Origin of the sequence: Salipaludibacillus sp. CF4.18 (assembly GCF_051262595.1) — a bacterium.
GTDB classification, from domain to species: domain Bacteria; phylum Bacillota; class Bacilli; order Bacillales; family Salisediminibacteriaceae; genus Salipaludibacillus; species Salipaludibacillus neizhouensis.
This window is the reverse complement of sequence record NZ_JBIMEV010000017.1, coordinates 44,808-69,236: the sequence shown is the minus strand read 5'-3', so window position 1 is coordinate 69,236 and position 24,429 is coordinate 44,808. Positions and strand designations below refer to the sequence as shown.

20 protein-coding genes and 1 pseudogene are annotated in these 24,429 nt (G+C 35.9%); 4 read left to right on the top strand and 17 right to left on the bottom strand.

Annotated elements, in window-relative coordinates; translation table 11 throughout:
- The 7 genes from ablA to ACHABW_RS12455 form a co-directional block, all read right to left on the bottom strand.
- Entirely contained in the window at window positions 1-1,422 is a 1,422-nt protein-coding gene (ablA, locus tag ACHABW_RS12485; protein WP_435755613.1) for a lysine 2,3-aminomutase, read from the bottom strand.
- Between the two features lie 365 nt (window positions 1,423-1,787).
- Window positions 1,788-2,591, bottom strand: a complete 804-nt coding sequence (ablB, locus tag ACHABW_RS12480) for a putative beta-lysine N-acetyltransferase (protein WP_435755626.1) — start codon at window positions 2,589-2,591, stop codon at window positions 1,788-1,790.
- Window positions 2,592-2,655: 64 nt separating this feature from the next.
- Window positions 2,656-4,044, bottom strand: coding sequence for a sigma-54 interaction domain-containing protein (locus ACHABW_RS12475; protein WP_435755612.1), 1,389 nt, complete (start codon window positions 4,042-4,044; stop codon window positions 2,656-2,658).
- 446 nt (window positions 4,045-4,490) lie between these two features.
- Window positions 4,491-6,686 (bottom strand): RNA degradosome polyphosphate kinase, encoded by a 2,196-nt coding sequence (locus ACHABW_RS12470; protein ID WP_435755611.1) that lies wholly within the window; start codon window positions 6,684-6,686, stop codon window positions 4,491-4,493.
- A gap of 267 nt (window positions 6,687-6,953) precedes the next feature.
- Window positions 6,954-7,673 carry a 3-ketoacyl-ACP reductase gene (locus ACHABW_RS12465; protein WP_435755610.1) on the bottom strand — a complete coding sequence of 240 codons (720 nt, stop codon included), beginning with the start codon at window positions 7,671-7,673 and terminating at the stop codon, window positions 6,954-6,956.
- Between the two features lie 291 nt (window positions 7,674-7,964).
- The gene (locus ACHABW_RS12460) at window positions 7,965-8,573 is read right to left on the bottom strand and encodes an RlpA-like double-psi beta-barrel domain-containing protein (RefSeq protein WP_435755609.1); all 609 of its coding nucleotides are present in this window, start codon (window positions 8,571-8,573) and stop codon (window positions 7,965-7,967) included.
- Window positions 8,574-8,719: 146 nt separating this feature from the next.
- Entirely contained in the window at window positions 8,720-9,775 is a 1,056-nt protein-coding gene (locus ACHABW_RS12455) for a peptidoglycan-binding protein (protein ID WP_435755608.1), read from the bottom strand.
- A gap of 441 nt (window positions 9,776-10,216) precedes the next feature.
- Between ACHABW_RS12455 and ACHABW_RS12450 the strand changes: the two genes are divergently transcribed.
- A complete protein-coding gene (locus ACHABW_RS12450; protein ID WP_435755607.1) occupies window positions 10,217-11,548 on the top strand; it encodes a cytochrome ubiquinol oxidase subunit I in 1,332 nt (443 codons plus the stop codon).
- Window positions 11,549-11,563: 15 nt separating this feature from the next.
- A complete protein-coding gene (locus ACHABW_RS12445) occupies window positions 11,564-12,607 on the top strand; it encodes a cytochrome d ubiquinol oxidase subunit II (RefSeq protein ID WP_435755606.1) in 1,044 nt (347 codons plus the stop codon).
- A gap of 21 nt (window positions 12,608-12,628) precedes the next feature.
- On the opposite strand, the gene ACHABW_RS12440 is transcribed toward ACHABW_RS12445, so the two are convergent.
- The 8 genes and pseudogenes from ACHABW_RS12440 to ACHABW_RS12405 form a co-directional block, all read right to left on the bottom strand.
- Window positions 12,629-13,609, bottom strand: coding sequence for a Gfo/Idh/MocA family protein (locus ACHABW_RS12440; RefSeq protein WP_435755605.1), 981 nt, complete (start codon window positions 13,607-13,609; stop codon window positions 12,629-12,631).
- Window positions 13,610-13,668: 59 nt separating this feature from the next.
- Window positions 13,669-14,669 (bottom strand): annotated as a pseudogene (locus ACHABW_RS12435) (D-cysteine desulfhydrase).
- 28 nt (window positions 14,670-14,697) lie between these two features.
- The gene (locus tag ACHABW_RS12430) at window positions 14,698-16,119 is read right to left on the bottom strand and encodes an MDR family MFS transporter (protein WP_435755604.1); all 1,422 of its coding nucleotides are present in this window, start codon (window positions 16,117-16,119) and stop codon (window positions 14,698-14,700) included.
- Between the two features lie 226 nt (window positions 16,120-16,345).
- Window positions 16,346-17,785: an MDR family MFS transporter gene (locus tag ACHABW_RS12425; RefSeq protein ID WP_435755603.1), complete on the bottom strand. Its 1,440-nt coding sequence runs from the start codon at window positions 17,783-17,785 to the stop codon at window positions 16,346-16,348.
- A gap of 277 nt (window positions 17,786-18,062) precedes the next feature.
- Window positions 18,063-18,785 carry a sensor domain-containing diguanylate cyclase gene (locus ACHABW_RS12420; RefSeq protein ID WP_435755625.1) on the bottom strand — a complete coding sequence of 241 codons (723 nt, stop codon included), beginning with the start codon at window positions 18,783-18,785 and terminating at the stop codon, window positions 18,063-18,065.
- Window positions 18,786-18,791: 6 nt separating this feature from the next.
- Window positions 18,792-18,956, bottom strand: coding sequence for a hypothetical protein (locus ACHABW_RS12415; protein ID WP_435755602.1), 165 nt, complete (start codon window positions 18,954-18,956; stop codon window positions 18,792-18,794).
- Window positions 18,957-19,102: 146 nt separating this feature from the next.
- Window positions 19,103-20,482, bottom strand: coding sequence for an MATE family efflux transporter (locus ACHABW_RS12410; RefSeq protein ID WP_435755601.1), 1,380 nt, complete (start codon window positions 20,480-20,482; stop codon window positions 19,103-19,105).
- Between the two features lie 280 nt (window positions 20,483-20,762).
- The gene (locus tag ACHABW_RS12405) at window positions 20,763-22,007 is read right to left on the bottom strand and encodes a hemolysin family protein (RefSeq protein ID WP_435755600.1); all 1,245 of its coding nucleotides are present in this window, start codon (window positions 22,005-22,007) and stop codon (window positions 20,763-20,765) included.
- A gap of 186 nt (window positions 22,008-22,193) precedes the next feature.
- Here ACHABW_RS12405 and ACHABW_RS12400 point away from each other — a divergent pair, with 186 nt between their 5' ends.
- Window positions 22,194-22,487, top strand: coding sequence for a hypothetical protein (locus tag ACHABW_RS12400; protein ID WP_435755599.1), 294 nt, complete (start codon window positions 22,194-22,196; stop codon window positions 22,485-22,487).
- A gap of 76 nt (window positions 22,488-22,563) precedes the next feature.
- Here ACHABW_RS12400 and ACHABW_RS12395 read toward each other — a convergent pair whose 3' ends face one another.
- Entirely contained in the window at window positions 22,564-23,007 is a 444-nt protein-coding gene (locus ACHABW_RS12395) for a HEAT repeat domain-containing protein (RefSeq protein ID WP_435755598.1), read from the bottom strand.
- A 316-nt stretch (window positions 23,008-23,323) separates the two neighbouring features.
- Here ACHABW_RS12395 and ACHABW_RS12390 point away from each other — a divergent pair, with 316 nt between their 5' ends.
- Window positions 23,324-23,704 carry a hypothetical protein gene (locus tag ACHABW_RS12390; RefSeq protein WP_435755597.1) on the top strand — a complete coding sequence of 127 codons (381 nt, stop codon included), beginning with the start codon at window positions 23,324-23,326 and terminating at the stop codon, window positions 23,702-23,704.
- A 52-nt stretch (window positions 23,705-23,756) separates the two neighbouring features.
- Here ACHABW_RS12390 and ACHABW_RS12385 read toward each other — a convergent pair whose 3' ends face one another.
- The gene (locus ACHABW_RS12385; RefSeq protein WP_435755596.1) at window positions 23,757-24,401 is read right to left on the bottom strand and encodes an SDR family oxidoreductase; all 645 of its coding nucleotides are present in this window, start codon (window positions 24,399-24,401) and stop codon (window positions 23,757-23,759) included.
- Window positions 24,402-24,429 lie beyond the last annotated feature (28 nt).

Here is a 24,429-nt window from a genome sequence, read left to right as displayed (position 1 = left end):
TTAGACCTCCTTCGAATCTTCACAGTTTGGAGTGTTACCTTGTTTTTTTAATTCCGCTTGATATTTCTTTTCTTTTAGTTGATCACGTTTTTCCCGTTTATCTTTTAACGTTTCATATCCTTCAATTTGTTGATAGTTTTTTCTACGGTCATATCGTTCCAATGAATTAGGAACAATTGTTTTTTGTTTATCTTGTAATAAAGATGAAATTCCTGTAATCGTGTGGTTTTCTTGGAAATTTTCATATATACCATTAAAATAGTCATCTGCTCGACCAGGAACGTAGTTTTCTGGCTCAGGGTAACTAGTGATCACACCTTCAAAATTTCGAAGAACTACTTTTTCTGAACTTTGAGAAATTAAATAGTTTGGCTGTAAAGTAATTTTGCCTCCCCCGCCTGGAGCATCGACAACAAATGAAGGTACACTATAACCAGATGTATGGCCCCGCAATCCCTCAATAATCTCTAAACCTTTAGAAACTGGTGCTCGAAAATGACTAATTCCTTCAGAGAGGTCACACTGATAAATATAATAAGGTCTTACTCTTATTTTTACTAAGTCGTAATTAAGCTTTTTCATAATGGGTAGGCTATCGTTTATTCCTGCTAAAATTACTGCCTGATTCCCTACTGGTACACCTGAATCAACAAGCATCTCACAGGCCTTTTTTGATTCTTCCGTGATTTCAATGGATGTGTTGAAATGTGTATTTAACCAAACAGGATGATACTTCTTTAAAATATTGCAAAGGTTTTCTGTAATACGTTGCGGGAACACGACAGGTGCTCTTGTACCAATTCGAATAATTTCAACATGGGGAATTTCTCTAAGGTTTTTGAGTATATATTCAAGAATGCTATCATTTATTAGTAGACCATCCCCTCCTGAGAGAAGAACATCTCGAACTTGTGGTGTTTGTCTGATATATTCAATGGCACCATCAAGTTGTTTCTTAGGGACCCCCATACCGATTTGCCCTGAAAACCGTCGACGTGTACAATAACGACAGTACATCGAACATTGGTTCGTCACAAGAAATAAAACACGATCAGGATAGCGATGAGTTAACCCTGTAACTGGTGAATCTTCATCTTCTTCAAGGGGGTCTTCTAAATCATATTTCGTTTTATAAATTTCACTATCAATAGGAACTGACTGCATTCTAATCGGACATCGTGGATCATCGGGATTCATAAGCGCTGCATAATATGGGGTAATGTTTAACGGAATTGTTTTAGTAGATATTTTAACTCCTTCTTCTTCTTCAGGAGTTAGATTAATCACTCTCTTTAGATCATTAAGAGTTCTAATCGTGTTTGTTAATTGCCAAATCCAGTCATTCCATTGTTCATCTGTTACATCCTTCCATATATCTATCTCTTTCCAGTGACGGTTTGGTTGATATAAATCCATTTTCATTAGGTTTCCTCCTAGTTAACAGCTTACCAATATACTTGCAATTGTTGTGCCAAAACGTAATGATACAAACAAGATAACCTACTTTATTACAATGACACTGAAAAAGTTCCTTTAACAGATTCAAGGAAGCAGCAATGGCTTCACCTTTGCTTTGCTTAAAGGCCACTTAAAAAGGAGAAGAATTACCTTTTTAAGTGGCCCCTATTATTACAGGATTTTTTTATTTTAATTTAAACTGTGGATGTACTCTCCTGTTGGTTAAAAACAAAAAAACTGCTCAATTATTGGCATTTTTTAATAAAATATATAGTTTTGCTTTCATGTGGTGCTGAATTTCTGGCAAAGTAATTAAAAAGTTGGCATCTCTATTTTGATAAATCCTTTACCCAGACATTCATATCTTCTAACGCATGATAAATGTAACAATTATTTGCCATTCTACCTCTGTATTCATATCCAAGTTGATAAAAAGCAGCATTCATGCCAAAAGACAGGGATCTTGCAATCGAAAATACACAAAAGATTTGTTCGTTTTTTAGATCATCCTCAAGCATAATAAGTAACTTTTTCATTAATCCATACTTTCGATGTTCAGGTGCAGTAGCACAATCCGTTAATTCTGCATGATTATATGTTTTGTTAACATCTGCTGAAGCAGCACTAACAATTTGTTTGTTACATTCGACTATATAAAAAATTGCACCTTCAATCATAACTTTTTTTACGTAATTTGGGTCATTCATCGGTGTCGGGTAAATTGGAAAAACTTGTTCATAAAGCATAGCGAGTGATTCAGCATCCCTAACAATTGCTTTTCGGTATTGGTAAATTTCAGGAATATCTTTGATTGCTATTTGATTCCGACCTGTATTCAAAATAGAAGTTAAAATTTGATCTTCTTTAATCCAATTATTATTCGTTCTCCTTTCAACTGATTTATATAAGGCCATTGCATAATTATCTGTTCCATTAAAAAAACCTTGAAAAATTGCTTCAAGTTCAAAACCGAATGAAAGCAATAATTTCCAATGTTCAGGCCTACAATGAAAAATCATTTTTGAAAGTGGATGTTCATTAAATAGATCTTGTATATCATTCACAATGCTCAGGACATTTCCACGATAATCAATGACTCGAAGGCGTTCATTAAAAAAATCTAAGGTCAACATTGCTGTATAGTTTGAAGTTGTTAGGATTTTTGTTTCAGAAGGTGTTTTCAACGAAATTCTCCCCTCAGTTTAATTTATATTTTTTCATTTTATATTGAAGTGTTTGTCTTGGTATATCTAAAAGTTTAGCCGCCTGGAGAATGTTGTTTGATTTTTTTAGTGCCATTTTGATCATATCGATCTCTGTTTTTTCTAAAGTAACTCTAAAAGAATCTAGAATTACCTGTTCATTTAGCTTTTCTGGTATTTCTTTTAAATAAGTTGGAATATGTTCCATCGTAATCGTATCGCCATCGGTCATATTCATTGCGTATTCGATCGTGTGTTCAAGTTCACGAACATTTCCTGGCCACTCATGGCTTTTTAGTTTCCTAAGAACATCCTTTTCTACACCAAGAACTAATTTATTAAATAGATAATTATATTTTTTTATAAAATTCTCAACTAACAATGTAATATCTTTTTTTCGTTTTCTTAATGGTGGAATTTCAATGAAAATTACATTTAAACGATAATATAAATCAGTACGCAATTGTTGACTCTCAATACAAGATAATGGGTGTTCATTCATTGCGACAATCATTCTAACATCCACTAAATAAGAGTCAGTTCCACCAACTCTGCGGATTACCCCATCTTCAAGGACCCGTAACAATTTCGTTTGAAAATCGAGAGACATTGAATTAATTTCGTCCAAAAACAGTGTGCCTTTATGAGCAAGTTCAAACAAACCAGCTCTATCTACAGAACCAGTAAAACTTCCTTTTTTGGTTCCAAATAATGTGCTTTCAAGCAATGAAGCTGGTAAGGAGGCACAGTTCTGCGCAATAAAGTAGTTTTTTTGACGTGGAGATGAATTATGGATGGATTGAATCAGTAACTCTTTACCTGTTCCAGTCTCTCCGTAAATCATGACTGGAGATGAGGTATAAGCAGCCCGTCTAGCTAGATTTTTCACATGTTCCATTTCTGGACAAGCCGAGATAATATCATCGAAGTTATATTTTGCTCCTGATATAGAAACTGGTTTTGCTTTTTGATTATTTACTTTTCCTTGAAGCTCAAGCAAAGATTGAGAAAGTCTTTTAACGGTTGTTAAATCTTTGGCGATTTCCACTGCCCCCACAATTTTGTTTCCAACTCTAATGGGCAACGTCGTATTGACTGTATCGATTAATTGTCCTTTATTATTTTTATAGGTTTGTGATTGTTGATAAATTGGTTTATCGTTTTCAATGACTTTTAATAGTGTACTAGATTGTCTATTTAAAGATGGAAATACATCAAGTAAGTGTCTACCAAGTACATCATTGATTTGCACACCATCATTTGACGCAGCTACTTGATTATAAAAAATAGTCATACCATTCACATTAATTACGTGAATGGCTTCATCAATACTTGCTAATATATCCTCTAACATTTGTTTTGTCTCAGAATTATTTAATTGCATTAAAATCACCTCGAATCTTTGTACATTTATATGGATAAAAGGCTAATCCTAAAACAAAATTTTAGTGGATTTATAAAGCTTTTTCTAAATCTTCTTTTAAAATGTATTTTAATTGCTTTTTAGGGAATTTATGTATGTTACTGGATATGAGGATTTAAATGACAAATGTATTTGAGTCGGTCAAATACTTTTTACAAATGAACCTGAGAATTCACTTCATGTAGGTGAAGTGATGAGTTGTTAAATGTATTTATTCCTGTCTCTAAAAACTATCATAATTTTTCTATACATAACACTGAATTAGTCCCAATTGTAAACTTGATTATTTCTAGCTTCACCGAACGTAACAAGAACGCAAATAAACACTAGCTGCCGAAAGGTATTTTTCAGATGCAAGTGTTTGCTTTATAGTTAGACTAATACCCAAATTACAGGGGCAATTACGTTTATTTAGTCTTGGCAATTTTCATTAGATTAAGTAAAAATCTTATAAATAATGAATGTTCCGGATTTAATTTAGATATGTTTGTATTAGGAGCTGACCTGTCGATAGCTTCTTTGATTTCCAGTTGGCTGTTAATTAACAAGCTATCTCGATCAGGCTTAACATAATAATAATTACCTTCTTCATCTTGCTCCCGAGCTTTCACATTATCTGCCAAATATAAAAGTAACCATTCTTTTACTTTTTGTTTTAGTACTTTATCAAGGACGGGAAACAGGATTTCTATACGCATTTCCATATTTCTAGTCATCATATCCGCGGAAGAACAATAAAGCCTTTCTTCTCCATTATGAAAAAAGTAAAAAATTCTACTATGTTCAAGGAACCTTCCAACGATACTTCTTACCTTAATATTTTCACTTACCCCCTCAATTCCGGGTCTTAAGCAACAAATCCCTCTAATAATCAGTTCAATTTTCACGCCTAAAATAGATGCCTCATAGAATTTTTTTATTAACACATCATCCGTTAATGAATTCATCTTTAAAATCATATGACCATTTTTATGCAGCTTGTGATGCATCATTTCCTGATCTATTAATCTAATAAATTCTTCACGAATATCAAATGGTGCAACTGACAAATGGTGATATTTTGGTTTTTCTGAATAACCACTAATATAATTAAAGAAATTAGTAGCATCCACACCAATCTTTTCATTTGTAGTAATTAATCCAATGTCAGTGTAAAGCTTTGCTGTAGCACCATTGTAATTTCCGGTGCCTAGATGAACAAATCTTTCTATACGTCCCTTTTTCTTTCTGACAACCATGGTAATCTTACTATGGGTTTTTAAGTGGGTCATTCCGTAAATAACATGACAGCCTTCTTTTTCTAGTTCTTTCGCCCAACTTACGTTGTTTTCTTCATCAAATCTTGCTTTTAATTCAACTAGGACAGTTACTTGCTTGCCATTGATAGCTGCTTGTTTTAACGATTTTATGATGGTGGAGTCTCTACTGACACGATATAGTGTCTGTTTTATTGCTAAAACACTAGGATCTGTCGCAGCTCTTGAGACAAAATCGTTAACCGGTTCAAAAGAATTATAAGGATGATGCAAAAGAATATCTTGGTTCAATGCAACGGTGAATATATCTTTTCCCCCAGCTAATTCAGGATTTAACAGGGGAGTCATAGGTTTATCCACTAAAGATTCGTAATGATTTTCGATCCATTTATAAAACGAAAATAAATAGGTTAAATCCAAAGGGCCATCTACGATATAAGTATCCCCTCTATGAATTTCTAATCTCTTCTGCAAATATAATAGAAGATTTTCATCATAATGAGGTCCTTGTATCTCTAAGCGAATTTCTGCTCCCCATTTACGTTTCTTTAATTCTTCCTCGATAACGCTGAGTAAGTCGGCAGCCCCATCTTCATGAATTGTTAAGTCTGCGTTTCTAGTAATGCGAAAAGGTGTCACACTTTTGATCTTATAACCACTGAACAACTTACGAATAAAAAATGAAATGAGATCCTCCAGTAGTATAAATATCTTATTTGTTGAAGAGGAAGGCACTTCGACTAAACGATCGATCACTCCCGGAACTTGTACGATTGCCATTTTGCCTTTAAATAATTTGAATTGTTCTTCATTAGAATCGTAATCGTCGTGATCGTCAATGATAATCGCCAGGTTTAAGCTCTTATTCAAAAATTGAGGAAAAGGTCGGTAATTATCGATGGCTCTGGGAGTTAGAACGGGAAAAATCTCTTCGTCAAAAAACTTTTCCATCTGAGTTTTTTGAGAGTCTGATAATTGATTAACGGAGGTGATGGCAATGTCTAGCTCATTTAGATAAGGGAGAAGATTTTCGTTATAAGTATAATACTGTTTTTCAACTAGTTCTTTCGTTTTTTGGCCAATGGATGATAGCTGTTGTTTTGGGGTTAATCCCGATTTATTGTCTGGTTTTTTGAAACCAACTTTTACTTGGTCTGTAAGTCCTGCAACGCGAACCATAAAAAATTCATCTAAGTTAGCACTGAAAATAGCTAAAAATTTAAATCTTTCTATTAATAGATTTCTCTCATCCATGGCTTCTTCCAGTACTCGTTGATTGAAAGCTAGCCAACTTATTTCCCTATTGTTAAAAAGTACTGGATCATTTAGTTTTCGGTTCTGATCCAATTGTAATGCCCCCCTATTAAATAAACACGATTTATTCCTTAATTCGATAATATATGACTTTGTTTTTATTTACAATTGATTAAATATTATATTTGTGTAAATTTTTTGTAAATTACACAAAATTAGTTTTATTAGTAGTTACATTTATAAATATGCCTCTGACTTGGAGATCATACATTAAGTAAACTCATTAAAATATAAATCAAAGAAAAGAAGCCATTTAAGAGGATTTCTTAAATAGCTTTTCTGTAATTAATCTTTATTAAATTAAGGATTCGTAGACCATAGTCCTGCTGATTTCACGAAAACACGAGGGTGAAGTTTTAGTTGGGAGATGATATATTCCGCCAAATCTTCGGGCTGCATAACTTTTTCAGGATTGCCATCAGTTAAGTTTTCTCTAATCGCAAGATCCGTAGCCACCGTACTAGGTGTGAGAGCAGACACGCGAATATTTTTCTTGCGAACTTCCATTGCGAGGGACTCAGTTAAACCGAGAAGCCCGAACTTAGAAGCACTGTAGGCACTCGTAACTGGTGCTCCTTTTTGACCGGCTGTTGAAGAAATGTTTATAATATCTCCGCCATTTTTTTCGATAAGCTGAGGAAGTACCGCTCGAGTCACATAGTAAACTCCCATTAAGTTAACATCAATGATATTTTTCCACTCTTCTGGAGTTAAATCTAGAAAACCACCAAACTTTGCAGTACCAGCATTGTTAATTAAAATATCAAAGGGACCTAGCTCGTCTGTCACATGATTTACAGCTGCCTCCACTTTTTCTAATGATGAAACATCAACTGTTGCATAGGCAACTTTAACACCGGTTTTTTTTATCTCCAAAGCTACGTTCTTCAAATCTTCCTCTGTTCGTGCAAACAGTCCAACATTTACACCTTCATTTGCTAGAGCAATTGCCGTTGCTTTACCAATCCCTTTACCTGCTCCGGTAATGAGTGCTGTTTTTCCTTTTAATGATTGGCTCATTTGATCGATCCCTCCAAGTTCCGATTCATTATCCTAAATGAAGGATAGTGTTTGTAGTATGATTATTAATCATACAAAAGGAAAATTTTTAAGTCAAAAAGACTGCCTGTTATAAAGACACTATATATATAAACACTAGTTGTTTTTATGCTTTCGAACAGAGGGATCGATTTCGCTCTGGGCGGACGCTTTCTGCGGGTTATTCAGTCGTTGATTTACCGCAAGAGACGCCGCATTCGCTACTTCGAGTTATTCGTTTAAAAAAAGAAAATCAAAGGGATTAGCTTACATTTACAATCCCTTTATATCAATTGAAATCATTTTATTGGTGAATGGATTGAAGATTAGGTTCGTTCGCACTAAAACTTGTTCCGAAGAAGGGGATAGTAAAGAAAATTCGTATATTTCCTTCACTTCATCCCGGAAGATCTCTTCGTTATCTATAGACTGATAGCTAACTATATTGAACCTTGGGTAGGCGGATTGAATGACATTTAACAGATAAGTAGCTCTTGACTCCTGGTTGGTATCGTTAGATGGAAGAATTTCGACAGGAATGATACCCTCCTCCACGTCAGCTCCTAATGCTTCAAAAGCTTTACGATGCAATGTAATATTCCCTTGACCAGATTCACCAATTTGATCGACTACTGTCACCGCTATTTCTTGTTCGGGTTCAGACAAATTTTTGACAATAAGTGTTTCCCCACACCTGTATGGTGTATTTGCCGCTACAGCAACTGTCATATATTGACTGTGTGACCATGGAATACCACACTTCGTTACTTCTCCCCCCTCAGTCCAAGTTGCTTCTCCTCTCACCGGCTGTTGACGATTAAATGAATAAAGGGAAGCAGTTGATGCTTCATAACTACTATTGTAATAGGATTGGTACATCATTTATTTCCTCCTTCGGCTAAGATAATCGATGCTGTGGTAAGTTATGCAATGATCAGGTTGGCCTGTGACATTGATTTATATTTAGGGAATCTAAATGAAAAAAAGAGCCGAATTTTTCGGCTCTTTTTCAGAATAAGACTATAAAATTATTCTAACACGGTGATCTGTAAACTTCGTCTCCCGAAATTTAACGCATCTTCTCGATTTGGCATGAACAGGTCAATTTTATTACCTTTAATTGCCCCACCTGTATCTCCTGCAATGGCTGTTCCATATCCTTCCACTTCAACTGTTGAGCCTAATGGGATAACACTTGGGTCGACTGCGATAACTTTTTTGCCTGGATTATTTCTTAAATCTATGCCTGTAGCAGTAGTTCCCGAACAACCATTACAATATGCTGTATAAGCAGTGGCTTCCACTGTCATTGTTCTACCGCCACTCTGATTGGAACGACTTGTTTCCGTTGATTCTTCAGTTTTAGAATTTGTATTTTCATTACTAGAAGGTTCCGGTGCTTTTTCTTCTTCGCTGGACGATTCCTCAGGTTCGGTATTTGTCTCTTGCTCGCTTGCTTCGTCACTAGTAGAAGATCCACTTGTGTCGGCGACAGCAATTTCAGTTGTTTCGGTTCCTTTTACGCTGGTTGGACTTGAATTTCCCGAGATATTAATGGCCTTGTGCAGTGCCCCATATGTTTTAGGGCCAGCTAAGCCGTCAACAACTAATCCTTCTGATTTTTGAAAGCCGGTTACAGCTTCATGAGTGACTGGACCAAACACACCATCTAGTTTAGCGTCATAATATCCGAGGCTGTTTAAGGAGTGCTGAAGAGCTAATACCGCTTTGCCCTCATCCCCCTTCTCCAGAATACTAAGTGCTCCAATGGTTTGAGTTCCAGCCATTCCATCTACATATATTCCTGCAGTTTCTTGAAAATCTATTACCGCTTCTTGTGTAGCGCTGTCATACAAGCCTTCTGATACACTATTACTTATGTATCCTCGCTCATTTAAAAGTTCCTGTAGCTCTGATACGTGCTCGTGGTTCTTTCCTTCTATTAAAAGCTGATCTCCAAACTCAGCTTCCTCGTTATCGTTAGCTTCACCAAATACCGGGCTCATAAAGAAAAAGGTTGCAAACACAAACAAAATAATACCTATGAAATGATTCCTTTTATATCCTGTTATTAAATTTCTCAATGTTGTTGCCTCCTTTTAATTTCTATCTACTATTACAGTATATTAAAAACTAGGAAAAGAGAAGCCCGAATGGAAGAGTTTAAGTAAACTGAAATATAACTGTAATCACTTTGATATATGGATTCATTCTTTCTTTTTTAATCGACTTTATTCTCTTTTTATCGTTCTTTTCACCTAAAAAATAATCACAATTTGTTTTTATAATATAGTAATATTTTTTTGTGGAATTAGGCATAAATCAATAATTGATAGAATAGACTAATAGTTTACCTCCTATAGTACAACCTATTGAAAGATATATTTATGACGTAATTCTCTTTAACGGGAAATATTTAAACTCCTAAAAATCACCCAAAAATACCTCTACTGGTAAATTAATGAATACTATTATCTAAAAGAAGCATTCTACTAGAGACAACTGGTGAATGGAGATGTGGTTAAATGGATTCAGTAATACTTTCCCGTATGTTATTCGGTACTTCAATGGCATTTCATATCATTTTTGCAACGTTAGGTGTTGGAGTAACGTTAATGATTTTGTTTGCAGAGCTCATGCATTGGTTTAAGAAAGACAGTGATTATGGACTTATGGCAAAAAGGTGGACAAAAGGATTCGCCATTCTTTTAGGAGTTGCAATACCTTCAGGGACAATTGTAGGGGTGATGCTTTCGTTGTTATGGCCCGGTTTTATGGAGATTGTCGGAAAAGTTATTGCTGTGCCATTTCAAATAGAGATTTTTGCTTTTTTCCTTGAAGCTGTATTTATGTCCATTTATGTATATGCTGCAGACCGCTTATCTCATATGATGAGGATAGTGAGTGTGACCTTTGTTGCTTTTGGTGCGTCTTCTTCTGCTTGGTTAATAAATATTGCCCATTCTTGGATGAATACACCTCGTGGGTTCGAAGTAACTGATGGTATTGTCACGGATGTGGATCCATGGGCAGCAGTATTAAATCCAAGTATGCCTTATACGTCTAAACATGTTTTAGCAACTGCCTATATGACAGGTGCATTTGTACTTGTCTCTATTGCTGCTTATCGGTTACTGCGCAAAACCAGCTCCAAGCAAGAACGTGCTTATCATAAAAAGGGGTTAATGTTAACACTGGTTATCGCTTTACTTGCAAGCATTTATACGGCATCAAATGGACATGCTACAGCTGGAATGTTGCATGAAGAAATGCCGTTAAAACTTGCTGCGGCGGAAGGTCTTTTTGAAACGCAGGCCAATGCCCCGTTAGCAATAATGGGGACACCGAATATTGAAGCTCAAACGGTTGTGGGCGGAATCGAAATTCCAGGGATGTTAAGTTGGCTTGCAACAGGGACAACCGACGGCGTTGTTCAAGGTTTGAATGACTTTCCACAAGATGAATGGCCCCCACTTTTCGTACATACGCTTTTTAACCTTATGGTAGGGATTGGCTTTACTCTGCTTGGGCTTGCGATTTTTGCATTAGCTTGGGCTATTATTTTCAGAAAAAAAGATTTGCCTGCTTGGTTATTGGTCCTATTAGTCACAACAGGTCCACTTTCCATGTTTGGAATTGAGATGGGTTGGATTTTCAGTTGTACTGGCAGACAGCCTTGGACCATATATGGAATTCAGCTAACAAGTGACGCCGCTACACAATCAGGAAATGTAGGAATGTTATTTTTCCTTTTCATTGGACTCTATATCATGCTACTTGTATTAACAGCTTTAGTTTTACGATTTTACTTTTCACGGAATCCGGTACAGCAAGATTTAACCGTAATGAATGGGTAGGTGTTTATTTAAATTATGACTGAAACGTATGTAGCAATTTCGATTATTTGGGCGTTCTTATTTATCTACGCAATAGCAGGCTCTATTGATTTTGGCGCAGGTTTTTGGGCGATGTATTATTCAAACAAAGAAACGCAGGCATCCATCCTTGCAAATCGGTACTTGTCTCCTTCATGGGAAGTTACAAATGTATTTCTCGTTTTATTTGTTATAGCCATTGTTGGTTTTTTCCCTGGTGCAGCTTACTATATGGGAACGTTAATGATTCTTCCGGTCAGTTTTGTCTTAATGTTATTAATCATTCGGAGTGCCTTTATGGTTTTTTCTTTTGCTGTGCAAAGATATACGAAACCACTTGTAGTTATTTCCGGTTTAACCGGGCTTTTAATCCCTGCACTAATGGTGGCAATATTACCAATTTCTATTGGTGGTTTCATCGGTGGTACTGGTGAGCAACAGTACATTTTATTTGATCAAGTCCTTTCAAGTCCGACTTTGTATACTCATGTAGGTTTCGGCTTGGCAACGGAGCTTTTTTTAGCAGCGCTGCTTTTAAGTGATTACGCTCGTGAATCCGGTTCTGAACAAACATACGCTGTATACCGAAGAAATGCGATAATATTAGGCCCCATTACGTTGTTTTTTGCAGTTACTGCCTTGTGGACATTAATCCCTGAGGCCCCGTGGATGGTTGATACAATGATTGATATTTGGTATTTATTCGCCTTGTCTTTAGTCGCTGCATCGATAGGTTATAGTGCGCTTTGGTGGCCATCAAAAAAAGCCAATCCTGGGCGACCCAGGATTGGTGTAGTGTTTATCATTTTGCAATTTGGCTTAGCTAGTTTTGCCTATGGACTTTCTCACATGCCTTATATTCTTTACCCAGATCTAACAATATTTGATGCTTTTACAGATCCGACCATGTTCAAATGGTTATTATATGGCTATGCAGGTGGATTTGCTGTATTAGTTCCAGCCTTCGTTGTCTTTTGGCGATTATTTATGAAGGATAAAAACTATTTACAGATAAAGCAAGACGATGAAAATAATTATTAGTTCCAATGGATTCCTGCGTTATTACGAGTTAATTTTAATGGGTACGCCTTTACGTGCAGATTCCAAGGAAGCGCAAGTAATTTGGTGGGTCAAGTATGCATCTGCGTAGTCGGAAAGAATGCGGGAAGTGTCGCCAGTTCTGACTGCATGCAGAAATGCTTCGGTTTCTTTTCTATAAGCGTTATCTTCTTGCCACTCTTCCTGTTTTAGACCAATGGCTTCTGTAATTTCAAGTTTATCTGGTTCCCAAGTGACTATTGATTTGTCTGTATAAAAACTCATGCCAACTTGAGACATTCCTGGTGGCAATATACACGTATTCGATAACGTGGCTACAACGCCACTTTTTAACTTTAAACTGACCGTACCTACATCAGCTACCGTCACGTTATCAAATTTTTTGTGATTCACAAGATTTCCGTAAGATGCATATACCTCTTCAATTTCTCCGGCTATGTAACGGAGTAAGTCAACAATGTGAGTCGTTTGTTCAATGAACAGTCCACCTGAACCCTCTTGTTTTCTCCACCAATGAACTTGTGGCATATCACCCATCCACTGACCAGAGACTATACCAATTTGCGAATCTGTTAAGCTTTCTTTTAATTTTTGAACTGAGCCTTTATAACGAAAATGATAACCGACTGAGGTGATCAAAGATGTTTCTTTAAGCTGATTTATAATTGAAAGAGGTGTCTCTCCCTCTGCTGCTAGTGGTTTTTCAATTAGAAAAGGAATTTTATGATCTATTAATTGCTGTTCAATTTCTCCATGTGCCATCGGAGGTACACAAACATAAACAGCATCTAGCTGTTCCGTTTTTAACATTTCGGTTAATAGACCGTATCCTTTTGCACCTTCGAAACTTGCAGCGATTTTATCTGCCTTTTCTTTACTGGATCCACAAAAAGAGGGAACGATTACATCTTTCATTTCAGATAAAATCGTTGCATGCATTTTGCTAAATGAGCCAGTGCCAACCATTCCAATACGTAATGTCATAGCAACCTCCCTAAAAGTTAATCATCATGTTTTGATATTTGTGTCATCTATATCCTATTCTAGGTTAAGGAGTAGAATCCTTTAATTTTAGCATACATGGCTGGTATTCCACCAGAATGAAGGAATAAAATGGTATCACTTGGATTAAAGAATCCTTTCCGGATAAGGTCAATCAATCCGGCCATTGCTTTTCCTGTGTAAACTGGATCGAGTAAAATAGCTTCGGTACTAGCTAAAAGCTTTACTGCCTCGACCATTTCTTTTGTGGGTAGGGCATAACCTGGCCCTACATACGAGTCAAAACAAGTGACTGCGTCACGTGGGATATTAATTTCCAAATTAATATTCTGAGATGTTTCTTGCACAAGATGATAAACTGCTTCTTCTTGGATTGTTTTTTTTCGGCTCACGTTCATGCCGAGTACTTTTGTTTTGTTATTTAAACCGCGGAAACCGGTAACTAAACCTGCATGCATTCCACCACTACCGCTGGCGCACACTATATAATCAAATGCAATCCCCAGGTCTTTCGATTGTTGCTCAATTTCTTCTGCACAAGACACGTAACCTGTTATTCCTGTAACATTAGAACCTCCAACAGGAATGACATATGGTTGTTTTCCTTCTTTCCTTTTTTCTGCCGCGACTTTCTGCATCACGGCTTCTATATCTGTCCCATTTGGCACAAGTTTGATGGAGTTTGCTCCTAACAGTTGATAAAGAAGATAATTTCCATTCGATTGTGTCATTGTTCAACTTCATTTTCTTCTAATATGAGAATACATGCGAGATTTTCTTTAATGCAAGCTGCTAAAGTGAGTCGACAATGGTTAGATTGGATCCCGCCAGCTGTAATGACTGTGTCTGCTTGTTTTGCCTGTGCATCTGCAATAAGAAATTCAAGTTTTCTCGTTTTATTGCCACCTTCTGTGAGACCAAGTAAGTCATCACGTTTAATATATACATTGGGACCTGCGAGTGCCTTGGAAAAACGAGGTGCTCGTTCAATGGGTGTTGGCGCTAGTGTATAACGATTTCGTGGAAACTGGTTAATATTCATTGGATCCTCCATTCCATTTTCAATCATCCTAAGATTCATTAGAAACTTCGTTTTCCTTATACGCATATTCCGGCAATTCTTTGGGAAGTAAACTTGTTACGAGAACACAGGCAACTGCTAGAATTACTAAGATAATAAAGACGGAGTGAAGCCCAGCACCTAAAAGCTCGGGAGCAACATCTGCACCGTCGTTTGTTTGACCTCCAATGTGCTGATTAAGTACAGTCCCTAACACAGTAATACCAAGTGTTTGGCCCAACGTTCGCAAAAATGCATTGGACGATGCGGCGGTTCCTCTGTTGTTCCAATCGACGGAAGATTGCACAATCACCGTAAAAACAGTCATGGATAAACCAAATCCTAACCCTACAAAAAACATAATTACAATTAAAACGACATTTGGCGTTGCAACTGAAATAAAGGTAAGAGAAAGTGAGCCTAATGCAATAAATATAACGCCAGCAAGTGCAAGTGGTTTTGTTCCTATTTTAACAATAAAGCGACTGCTAAAAAAAGCACCTAAAGGCCAGCCGATAGACATAGGTATCAATGTTAATCCTGAAGAAGTTGCTGCCAAAAGCAGAACTCCTTGCACCCATAAGGGTAAATAAGCAGTTAATCCAATTAAAATAGATCCGAGCAACAAACCACAGAGATTAGCAATTAATAAATGACGATTTTTAAAAAGATAGAAAGGTAGCATTGGTTCTTGAACCTTTAACTGAATAATAACAAAAGTTACTAAAAAAAGGAGCGCAATTCCAAACAAATAAAACATCGTAGGTTCACCCCACCCTATCTCGTTCCCACCAGAAAGTAATGCGTAAAGTAACGCTCCTGTCCCTATGATAAAGGTAATAGCTCCAAAATAATCAATGGTACGTTTTCTTTTATCAATCTTTTCTTCTAGATTTTTACCTATTAAATACATAGATACAAGAGCAAATGGGATGTTGATATAAAATATCCAATGCCAGGTGAAAAAATCTACAAAGAATCCCCCAACTAACGGTCCGAAAACCCCAGCGACTCCCCATATTGAACCAATAAGTGCTTGAGCTTTTGCACGCTGTTCATATTTAAAAACATCCCCAACAATTGTGAACGTCATCGGCAACAATGCCCCTGCCCCAACTCCTTGAAGCGCTCGGTAAATAATGAGTTGTTCCATCGATTGTGCAAGTCCACACAAAGCAGAACCTATTAAAAATAAAGATGCCCCAGTTATGAATATCCTTTTCCTGCCAAAAATATCAGCTAGTTTACCAAAAATCGGTGTCGTAACCGCATATGTTAAGAGATATATTGCAAATACCCAACTAATTAAATCAAACCCTCCAAGATCTTTCGCGATACTGGGCATTGCCGTACTAATTACAGTAACCTCAATGGCAGATAAAAAAGTCGCAATCAGCAGGGCAATCACAATTTTGCGTTGATAATGATCCATGTATGTACATCCCTTTCACAATTTAACCCCTTATTAATATTTCTTGATTCGAGTTTTTGTCAATCAAAATTAACTCATACTTCTATTGTATCTAATTATACGACTCGCTAACAAGAAGTACTTTTATTTAATAATCTTGCAGGTTGATCAGACTGCTAGAAAAAGGATGTATCAAAAGGGCAACAAGACCTTTTGACACATCCTCCTCTGATCTTAATAGTGTCCTTTATTTATTGCTATCCAGCTGAGCTGCTCTATCTTCTGCAGGGGTTGTTCCCTTTAAAAAGAACGCCATGATAAAACCTGCTAATGTAACGAAAGAGATGACCCAAAAAGTGATGTTTACGCCATGGATGAGATCACTTGATGTTGGACTATTCCCTATATTAAGAGCGGTCGTCGTCATAATCGTTACTAATATAGCTGTGCCGATAGACGCTCCTACTTGTCTCATCGTATTATTCATTGCTGTCCCATGAGGAATTAACCTTAAAGGCAATTGATTTAAACCAGCCGTTGTTACAGGCATCATAACCATCGACATTCCTGCCATTCGGATAGCAAATACAATCGTTAAATAAGTTAATGAAGTAGTCTCAGTTAAGTTAGTAAACATAAATGTAGTTATTGTCATTAGTCCCATTCCTGTAATCGCTAATTTTCTTGCTCCTATTTTATCAAAGATCCGACCAGTAATTGGAGACATTAATCCCATTAATAAGGCACCAGGGAAGATCATAATCCCTGATTCTAAAGCAGAGAAATTGGCCATGTTTTGCATGTATATCGGTAAAATGGTTTGTGCACCAACTAAACCAATGAATACGATGACACCAAGGATCGTTGTCAGTGTAAATGTATTATTTTGAAAGACTCGGAATTCAAGAATCGGTTGTTTAAGTTTGTATTGGCGCAGGATGAACAATGTAAGTGAAACAGCACCCAATAAAATCGAACCAATTACTGTAGCACTGAACCAACCTTGGTTTCCAGCACTACTAAATCCATACAACAATCCACCAAATCCAAGGGTTGATAGAGCTATGGAAGAAAAATCAACTTTAGGAAAAGTTCGTTTCGTTACATTTTTTAATAATAGGTAGGCAAGAAGAATATCAATGATTATAAATGGGAAAATGATATAAAACATCACTCTCCAATCATAATTTTGAACAATGTACCCTGCGAGAGTTGGACCTATAGCCGGTGCGAAGGATATAACTAATCCTACTAACCCCATTGCAGCTCCTCGTTTTTCAACAGGGAATATAGTTAAAAAGAGTGTCATCATTAACGGAAGAATTATTCCAGCCCCACTTGCTTGAACAATCCTGCCTGCAATCAGGACGCTAAACGTAGGGGACCAAGCACAAATGAGTGTACCGATACCAAAAAGTGCCATAGCAGTGATGAATAATTTACGTGTTGTAAAAGTTTCAATCAAAAAGGCCGTGATCGGTATCATTACCCCATTTACAAGCAAAAAGATGGTCGTCACCCATTGAGCTGTGTTCTCCGTAACCTGGAAGTCAGCCATTATATGAGGGACAGCTATAGCCATTAGGGTTTGATTTAAGATCGCTACAAAACCGCCAGCTAGCAGAACGATTACTATTAAATTTCGGTTATAACTCGGTACTTCTTCTGTATTTTCTTTCGTTTCCAAAACGACATCTCCATTCTGTAGATATTCAACTTACATTTAATTCATTTAAAATTATAGGAACAACTCATAATATACTACCACTAATTATGCAATATAATAAATATTAGGCTTCTCTACATCTTAAGAATTGCCGCTTGTTAACCATGAAAATCGGCAAATGTAAATAAAGCAAACAGCTATGATAATAAGCCGTTCGCTTGCGTAAAAAAAGCTAGTGTATACAGTTTCTGATATTTGGAAGGTCATTTCTGATTAGAATTTTCATGTTATAAGTAGTTTAGATACTCAAAAAATGACAGGAGTTTTTACCTTTGTTTTTTGCATGATACATTGCAGTGTCGGCTACTTTTAAAAGGGTTGATAAATTTAACTCATTGCTGTAAAATTTTACAATTCCAATACTAGCAGAAATATTTACGTTATAAGGGAGAGAATCCCAATCAGATAACGCGTTTTTAATAGATTTTCCTTTATCCTTAATGGAAGTAATCTCTAGTAAATTCGGAAAATAGATAACAAACTCGTCACCACCTATTCTAACTCCTATTCCATCTTCAGATAAATTTTCCGTAATACGCTCTGCTACCTTTTTCAAGACAATATCACCAACATCATGTCCATGATTATCATTGACTTGTTTGAAGCCATCTAGATCGAGAAGCATTAATGTACCCTTATTTATAAGATTATCAAAATTTTCATAAAGATAATTACGAGTATATAGTCCAGTCAAAGAATCAAAAGTCACCTGTTTTTCCAGTTCAATTACACTAGTGAATAATGCGGAAAATTTTTCAAGTATTTTAACATCTTCTTCTTTAAAATCACCCTTTATAGAATCCATGACACATAAGGCACCAAACATATCACCATTTTTATATAATATCGGAACACCTAGATAAGAATGAATATTTGAACTATATATGACAGATTTTTCTAAAGTTAAAGGATGACTGTGAGTGTCATTAATTAAAAGTGGTTCCCGACCACTAAAATAAATATTATGTCAAAAAGAATCAGCTATCGGAATCGACTGACCATCTTTAAAGAATCTTTCATCACTTGCTTTAACAATCGAAAGAGATTCTTCTGTTGTCCGAGATACAAAAATAGTTCCTTCTATAAGAAGATTAACTAACTCCACTAAATCATCTACTGCCTTAAAATCCATTTTTTACTTCCCCTTTTCAATAGGTCGTCTTTTATTTTAATATAATAAAGACAATACTAACATAAGCCCCTTAGAACGAAAGAGATATTCCAATGAAAGCAAAAGAGAAACGATAATTATTTGACTATCGTTTGCACAACATGTCATCACTTACTGCTCAATGTCTTCTTTGCAATTTCTAATTCTGCACGTCGTTGGACTATTTGTAGTCGGATTTGAAACCCAATTGCAGCAAAAGTTAAACCTAATGTAATTCCAACCCAGAGTCCGAAAGGTTCTAATCGTGTATATGCAGCTAAATAATAGCCTGCAGGTATACCGATAATCCAATAGGATGTAAATGCAATGATAAAAGGAATCTTCACATCTTTATATCCCCTTAATACACCTTGTAGAGAAGCTTGAGCAGCATCGGACAGTTGATAAATGATCGCAATAATAAAGAATTGACCAGCCATTAACACTACCTCTCTATCCTCGGTATAAATATAGGCAATTTGTTCTCTGAAAAAATAAAGAAAAACTGCCCCTACTGCGAGAAAACCAATTCCTCCTAATACACCAAGACGGCCGTATTGCTTAGCTGCTTCCAGTTTACCTCCTCCAACTGAAAAACCTACTACAATCGTTAAAGCCATTGAAATACTCAACGGAATCATAAAAATTAATGAGGTGAAACTTAGTGCTATTTGATGCGCTGCTATCGTAACGGTCGTAAACAGGATCCCCATTAACAAGGTAACGACAGAAAAAATACTTGCCTCAAAGAAAATGGAAAGCCCGATAGGAATTCCAATGGAAAGCTGTTCTTTCCAGGTAGTCCATGATGGCTTCATCCATTTTACAAATATTTTGTAATGTTTGATTGCTGAAACCTTAAACGTCATCCAAATACTAAACACCAAGATTATCCAATACGTAACTGCAGTGGCGTATCCAGCGCCGATCCCCCCTAGGGCAGGTAATCCAAAGTTACCAAATATAAATCCATAGTTCAGAAAAACATTAAAAGGTACCGCTAAAAGAATGATAATCATCGTTATTCGTGTAAACCCTTGTCCATCAAAGAAATTTCGTAATACACTAGCTAAAAACAGCGGAACAATTCCAAAGGATAAACCAATTAAATAATGAAATGAAATATGATTTACTGCCTCTGTTAAATTCATAATAGATAATATAGGTTCAAGCAAAAATATCCCACTAATGACTACGAGAAATGCAAGCACCATTGATAAATACAAACCTTGAGTCACCGTTTCTGATATTCTATCGCGGCGACCACTTCCAATCAGCTGAGCAACGATTGTTGTAACTGCTAATAATATGCCATTTATTCCTGTAAAAATAGGCATCCATAAGCTAGAACCAATGGCAACGCCTGCTAGGTCATCTGTTCCAACTCGACCGGACATAATGGTGTCCACCAGATTCATGGCGAACATCCCGACTTGAGTAATCATTATAGGCCATAAAATTCTTATAAATAGTTGGAGTTTTTCTTTTCTAGTTTCTACATGTTTCATTTTATTCACCTGATATTTCATCATAGATTTATTCTTTTAAGTTTTTTCACATAAAGATTGGTTATTAGAAGCAAATCCACCAAAAACAACGTTCATTTATACTGATACGCTTTTTAAGCACTTTGTTTATTATACCGAAACTGGCATTAAAATGCTCATCATTGTCATTAATTTTTTTGCGGGTGTGTGCAGCAGAAAGATTTCTTTAAACAACAAAACTGCATCCCTTCTGAAAGAGAACGCAGTTTTATGGGATGCTTATATATTCTCTTGTACAATACTACTGTTGTGTATTTACCATAATGGACCGAATTCGTCGTTCATCCGACTCATGTATTTTAAGCAGTGTATGTTCATACCGAAGTTCTTCATCTTTATGAGGAATGCGTTGAAATTCTTCTGATAACCAGCCACCAAGTGTATGGTAACTCGTATCAGGAAGTTCTACTCCAGTCACTCGAGCAAAACCGTCCAACGGGTAATCGGCGTGAAATAGATAGGTAGATGGATCTACTTGTTTAAACAACTTCACTTCGCTATCGTGTTCGTCGTAAATCTCACCTACAAGTTCTTCTAGAATGTCTTCAAGTGTAATAAGACCACTAGTTCCACCATATTCATCAATAACAATCGCCATATGGGTTCTTTCTTTTTGTAGTTGCGGCAGTAATGTATTTATTTTCATTGACTCCACAACAAAAATTGGTTCTCTAAGCAGTTCCTTTATTTCAACATTGTTCTTAATATATGATGTTAAAAAATCACGTTCAGATAATATACCAATAATATTGTCAATATTACCCTCATAAATTGGGATTCTTGATAAGCGTTGTTCAAAAAACTTGTTCTTAATCGTTTCAATGCTATCCGTTACATTTAATGCAATCATGTCCGTTCGAGGTCTAAACACCTCCGTTACGATAATATCATTAAAATCGAAAGAGCGATGAACAAGTTCCTTTTCATTTATACCAATGACTCCTTCATCTTCACTTATTTGAACCATCATTTTTAATTCTTCTTCCGTATTTGAAGGGCTTTCTTCATTTTTCTCAATTAATAAAGATACACCATTTTTAATTTGGAGAAAAATCCAGTTAACTGGATGGAGAATCTTAATTAGCAAAAGTAAAATTCCTGATATTTTCGAAGAGAAGGTTTCTGCATATTCCTTAGCTAGGGATTTCGGTAATATTTCTCCGAAAATTAACACAAGAATAGTAACAACAAATGTGCTAATAAAAACGCCTAAATTCGGCCCAAAAATTCGAGTGGCAACCTGAGCTGAGATTGTTGCCGCAGCAATATTCACCAAATTGTTTCCTACTAAAATTGTTGATAGCGCCTGGTCAAAATGATCTGTTATATAAAGAGCTTTACCTGCCCCTTTATTACCTTTATCTTTCATCGATTTTAAACGAATACGATTTGCACTAGAAAAAGCCGTTTCAGCTGATGAAAAAAACGCTGATAAAAAAAGAAGTACGATAAATAACAATATTAAACTAAGTGGAACATCTTCCAATTCTTTCACTCCCTGTAAGGTATTTCATTTATTATATATTAATTAACGGATTCTGAACAGAATTGAACTGCTTAATAGATGTATTATTTGTTAGATAATCGGCTTTATCCAAATAAAGTGAACAAAATTATCCGAATTTTCCTGAAGAAAGAGGACAAAATAAACCTCAGATAAAGGAGTGAGATAATGAACATAGATCTTATAAGTCTGAGTAATGAAATGCCTAACTTTGTAAATCACGATCAAGCAAGGGGATGGTTTAAAGAGCAATTTGAGGAAAGATTTTCACTGATGGATATGCGAGAATCAGAAGGTAAAAAAGTATTTTATTATCATATCATTAAAGATCCGGAAAGGTATCAACAGTATATGGAGACTTTCGCCAAACCAATCGAGCACGAAATTACGAATATGGAAACATTTGAAAGTTACTCCACTGTTGAAATTACGGAAGATGGAGATATTAGTTTGACCTTGTAATTGGTTATAAACCAACTTATAACAAGCATGCCCATCACTAGAATGTGATGGGCATGCTTTAAATTAACCTCTACATTTATCTTGTGCGTAATTCTGACCAAGTTTGTTCCAGCCATTTATCAAACTCAGTACCTTTTTCACCTTCATACGTATCGTAGACATCTATTCTCATTTTTTTCACTTTTTCTTTGAAATCTTCATAAGAATGATCCTCAGGCAGACTTTTCTTAATTCTGACTAGGATTTTTTTCGTGCCTTTGATAGGATCCTCGTCTTTTTGTTTCGGCATTGTTACGTCTTCACCTAAAGCTTCGAGTTTACGGTAGGCGGCAACCTGGACTCTATATACAGGATCTCCACTCATACTGTGCTGTAAAAGTTCAATTGCTTCGCGGTGTTTCCACTGACCTAATTCATCAACCGCATCTAAACGAGCTCTCCAATTAGACATTCTATTAACCGATTTCTTTAATTCACTAAAGTTCTCTGGTAATTGTGCTTTTGTTTCGTTATTACTCAAACTATTCAATCCCTTTCATATTTGAAACTTTTGATAAAAATTTCCTATTAGCTATTGTACCATTATATTAGCATTTAAATACTTATTATACAGCTAAAACTACTAAAACTTTGTCATCTATTCTTTTATTTTAATCATTAATTTATTGTAATACCAAGTTACCGTATGAAAATGAGGTTCTTTAGTCAATTTTTTTCTATATTTAAACACAAATTTATGTACTAATGATATACATTTGATATAAACTGGTTTTAGACACTCAGTTTAGTGTTATTATCAAATATTTATGAATGTAATTATAAAAGGAGAGTTAGTTGTGAAGAAAAACACTGTCACTGTTAATATATTATATAATTCCGAAAAACTTTATGAGAGATTTGAAAGTGCCTTTCATTCAATAGCAGAGATTTATATCAAATGTACCCCTATAGATATCTCGAATATAGAAGTTAAAAAAAGTAAAGAGAATATTTTCGTAGAATTTGATTATAATAGTTTAGAACTAGAGTATGAATATGAATTTGAAGAAGGTGCAGTAAAAGAAAAAGCATCACTCCCCAATGGGGATATAGTGGATTCTTTCATGGAATTCTGGATTAAGTGGGTTGTAGAAGGATTTTTTAAAGAAGAACTTAAAGTGGATACAAAACATACTGAAATAACTTTTAATGAAGTAGATGGAAAGAAAACGATGTAACAATTTATTAAAGTAGCGAACAGTATTAGTCGCTGTTCGCTACTGGGCTTCTTTAAACTTTCTTAATGGCATCTTCAATTGGTGTCTCACCGTTTAAAACCTCAAAGATTTTACCGTAAGTATTTGTCTTATCCAATGTTTCAAAAACTACATGCCCAACATCTGCACGAGTAATTTCGGCATTTCGATGTCCGATTTTTTCTTCTAGCAATATTTTGCCTATTGGATCTTCGTTATTTAGAGAACCTGGTCTTACAATCGTATAATCCAAACCACTAGCTTTCAGGTGATCATCCGCCAATTTTTTAGCTACCACGTAATGACGCATTTTTTCGGGTGCTGCTTCCGGGTCATCCACATTTATAGCGCTAACCATAACAAACCGTTTAATCCCATTCTTTTTTGCTTCGTCTATCGTTTTTATAGCGCCCCATAAATCAATGAGAACTGTTTTGTCAGCTCCGGTGCTAGGTCCGGATCCAGCTGCAAATACGACAGCATCTATTCCTTTAAATGCTTCGGAAATGTCTCCTTCAAGATCTGCAATGACCGTTTCAGTAGCACCCAATTCTTTCAATTCAGATGCTTGTTCTTCTTTTCGAATCATCGCTACAGCGTCATGTTTACTTGAATTTTTAAAGTGCTGTAAACTACGTCTCGCAACTTTACCGTTTGCACCTATAATTAATACTTTCATTTAAAAATCAACTCCTTTTTCTCTTAAT

Bases quoted from the DNA above. Each gene is read 5' to 3' on its own strand.
- ACHABW_RS12460 (WP_435755609.1), bottom strand. From the start codon at position 8,573: ATGATGTACCAATCCTATTACAATAGTAGTTATGAAGCATCAACTGCT.
- ACHABW_RS12430 (WP_435755604.1), bottom strand. From the start codon at position 16,119: ATGGATCATTATCAACGCAAAATTGTGATTGCCCTGCTGATTGCGACT.
- ACHABW_RS12440 (WP_435755605.1), bottom strand. From the start codon at position 13,609: ATGACATTACGTATTGGAATGGTTGGCACTGGCTCATTTAGCAAAATG.
- ACHABW_RS12475 (WP_435755612.1), bottom strand. From the start codon at position 4,044: ATGCAATTAAATAATTCTGAGACAAAACAAATGTTAGAGGATATATTA.
- ACHABW_RS12400 (WP_435755599.1), top strand. From the start codon at position 22,194: ATGAACATAGATCTTATAAGTCTGAGTAATGAAATGCCTAACTTTGTA.
- ACHABW_RS12465 (WP_435755610.1), bottom strand. From the start codon at position 7,673: ATGAGCCAATCATTAAAAGGAAAAACAGCACTCATTACCGGAGCAGGT.
- ACHABW_RS12415 (WP_435755602.1), bottom strand. From the start codon at position 18,956: ATGGATTTTAAGGCAGTAGATGATTTAGTGGAGTTAGTTAATCTTCTT.
- ACHABW_RS12385 (WP_435755596.1), bottom strand. From the start codon at position 24,401: ATGAAAGTATTAATTATAGGTGCAAACGGTAAAGTTGCGAGACGTAGT.
- ACHABW_RS12450 (WP_435755607.1), top strand. From the start codon at position 10,217: ATGGATTCAGTAATACTTTCCCGTATGTTATTCGGTACTTCAATGGCA.
- ablB (WP_435755626.1), bottom strand. From the start codon at position 2,591: ATGTTGACCTTAGATTTTTTTAATGAACGCCTTCGAGTCATTGATTAT.
- ACHABW_RS12445 (WP_435755606.1), top strand. From the start codon at position 11,564: ATGACTGAAACGTATGTAGCAATTTCGATTATTTGGGCGTTCTTATTT.
- ACHABW_RS12410 (WP_435755601.1), bottom strand. From the start codon at position 20,482: ATGAAACATGTAGAAACTAGAAAAGAAAAACTCCAACTATTTATAAGA.
- ablA (WP_435755613.1), bottom strand. From the start codon at position 1,422: ATGAAAATGGATTTATATCAACCAAACCGTCACTGGAAAGAGATAGAT.